Annotated in this window: 6 protein-coding genes; all 6 read left to right on the top strand. The window is 60.5% G+C overall.

All coding sequences use genetic code 11. From position 1 onward, the window contains the following. The coding region (locus ACPEH1_RS20470; protein WP_423716310.1) for a large ribosomal subunit protein uL22 at nucleotides 1–132 on the top strand (132 nt) is incomplete at its 5' end. A gap of 17 nt (nucleotides 133–149) precedes the next feature. Further along, nucleotides 150–881, top strand: coding sequence for a 30S ribosomal protein S3 (gene rpsC / locus ACPEH1_RS20465; RefSeq protein WP_017355411.1), 732 nt, complete (start codon nucleotides 150–152; stop codon nucleotides 879–881). 5 nt (nucleotides 882–886) lie between these two features. Continuing rightward, nucleotides 887–1,300 (top strand): 50S ribosomal protein L16, encoded by a 414-nt coding sequence (rplP, locus tag ACPEH1_RS20460; protein WP_017355412.1) that lies wholly within the window; start codon nucleotides 887–889, stop codon nucleotides 1,298–1,300. After that, on the top strand, nucleotides 1,300–1,485 hold the full coding sequence (gene rpmC, locus ACPEH1_RS20455) for a 50S ribosomal protein L29 (RefSeq protein ID WP_017355413.1): 186 nt from the start codon (nucleotides 1,300–1,302) through the stop codon (nucleotides 1,483–1,485). Before rplP ends, rpmC begins: the two co-directional genes overlap by 1 nt. Nucleotides 1,486–1,496: 11 nt before the next feature. Further along, on the top strand, nucleotides 1,497–1,766 hold the full coding sequence (gene rpsQ, locus ACPEH1_RS20450) for a 30S ribosomal protein S17 (RefSeq protein WP_017355414.1): 270 nt from the start codon (nucleotides 1,497–1,499) through the stop codon (nucleotides 1,764–1,766). Between the two features lie 13 nt (nucleotides 1,767–1,779). Further along, nucleotides 1,780–2,148 (top strand): 50S ribosomal protein L14, encoded by a 369-nt coding sequence (gene rplN, locus ACPEH1_RS20445; protein ID WP_017355415.1) that lies wholly within the window; start codon nucleotides 1,780–1,782, stop codon nucleotides 2,146–2,148. The last annotated feature ends 76 nt before the right edge of the window (nucleotides 2,149–2,224 follow it).

Here is a 2,224-nt window from a genome sequence, read left to right as displayed (position 1 = left end):
CTGAAGGTTCAGACCATCATGGTAGATGAAGGTCCGACCCTGAAGCGTTTCATGGCGCGGGCGAAAGGCCGCGGCACCCGCATCCTCAAGCGCACCAGCCACATCACTGTGGTTGTGGGCGCCGGCAAGTAAGCGGAAAGGAAAACACCATGGGTCATAAAGTTCATCCGATTGGTATCCGCCTCGGCATTTCCAAGGACTGGAACTCCAAGTGGTACGCCAACAAGGCCGAGTTCGCTGGTTACCTGGCGGCCGACCTGAAGGTGCGGGACATGCTGCGCAAGAAGCTCGCGCAGGCCGGCATCAGCAAGATCCTGATCGAGCGTCCGGCCAAGACCGCTCGCGTGACGATCCACACCGCCCGTCCGGGCGTGGTGATCGGCAAGCGCGGTGAGGACATCGAGAAGCTGCGCAAGGAAGTGAGCGAAATGATGGGCGTCCCGGCGCACATCAACGTCACCGAAGTGCGCAAGCCCGAGCTGGACGCGCAGCTGGTTGCCGAGTCGATCGCGCAGCAGCTGGAGCGTCGCATCATGTTCCGCCGTGCAATGAAGCGCTCGGTCGGCAACGCGATGCGTCTGGGTGCCCTGGGCATCAAGGTCAACGTCGGTGGCCGCCTCAACGGTGCTGAAATCGCCCGTTCGGAGTGGTACCGCGAAGGCCGCGTGCCGCTGCACACGCTGCGTGCCGACATCGACTATGGCTTCGCTGAAGCCAAGACGACCTACGGCATCATCGGCATCAAGGTCTGGATCTACAAGGGCGAGGTTTTCGATTTCTCCCAGGTTGGCCAGGAAAAGCAGGACGACTCCCCGCGCAACGATCGTAACGATCGCGGCGACCGTGGTGACCGTCAGCGCCCGGCCCGTGAAGCGAGGTAACGACAATGTTGCAACCCAAGCGAACCAAGTACCGCAAGGTACACAAGGGCCGTAACGATGGCCTGAGCTGGAGCGCCAACGCTGTCAGCTTCGGCGAGTACGGCCTGAAGGCAACCGCTCATGGTCAGCTGACCGCGCGTCAGATCGAAGCGGCTCGCCGTTCGATCAGCCGCTACGTCAAGCGCGGCGGCAAGATGTGGATCCGAGTGTTCCCCGACAAGCCGATCACCAAGAAGCCCATCGAAGTCCGAATGGGTTCTGGTAAGGGCAACGTGGAGTACTGGGTCGCCCAGATCCAGCCCGGCCGCATGATCTATGAAATTGAAGGTGTGGATGAAAGCGTGGCTCGCGAGGCGTTCCGCCTGGCAGCTGCCAAGCTCTCCGTGACCACCACCTTCGTGACCCGGACGGTGATGTAATGGATATCAAACAACTTCGCGAAAAGTCGGCTGACGATCTGAAGGCCCACCTGACCGACCTGCGTAAGGAGCAGTTCTCGCTCCGTATGCAGCAGGTTACCGGCCAGCTGCCGAAGACTCACGAAACCCGCCGGGTCCGCCGCGAGATTGCTCGCGTCAAGACCCTGCTCGGCAGCACCAAGTAAGGATGGCCGCGATGAGCGACAATACTGAAAACAAGACGCTGCGCACGGTCGAAGGCCGTGTCGTCAGCAACAAGATGGACAAGACGGTCACCGTGTTGGTGGAACGCCTGGTCAAGCACGCCCTGTACGGCAAGTACATCAAGCGTTCGACCAAGCTGCACGCCCACGACGCCGACAATGCCTGCAACGAAGGCGATGTCGTCCGCGTGACCGAGATTGCTCCGATGTCCAAGACCAAGAACTGGCGCGTGGTGGAAGTCATCACGCGTGCGGCTGAATAAGGAGATCTGAATCATGATCCAGATGCAGAGCTACCTCGAGGTCGCGGACAATTCCGGTGCCAAGGAAGTGATGTGCATCAAGGTGCTGGGCGGCTCCAAGCGTCGCTACGCCCACATCGGTGACATCATCAAGGTCACCGTGAAGGATGCGATCCCGCGCGGCAAGGTCAAGAAGGGTGAAGTGTTCGACGCCGTCGTGGTGCGTACCCGCAAGGGTGTGCGTCGCGCCGACGGTTCGCTGATCCGTTTTGACGCCAACGCCGCGGTCCTGCTCAACAACAAGCAAGAGCCGATCGGCACCCGCATCTTCGGACCGGTGACGCGTGAACTTCGTTCCGAGAAGTTCATGAAGATCGTCTCGCTCGCTCCCGAAGTGCTGTGAGCGACAGGAGATAATCATGGCTAACCGTATCAAGAAGGGCGACCAGGTCGTCGTAAACACCGGCAAGGACTAGGGC

Origin of the sequence: Stenotrophomonas sp. NPDC077421, assembly GCF_049545505.1 — a bacterium.
Taxonomy (GTDB): domain Bacteria; phylum Pseudomonadota; class Gammaproteobacteria; order Xanthomonadales; family Xanthomonadaceae; genus Stenotrophomonas; species Stenotrophomonas nematodicola.
This window is presented reverse-complemented; position numbering and strand designations above follow the sequence as displayed.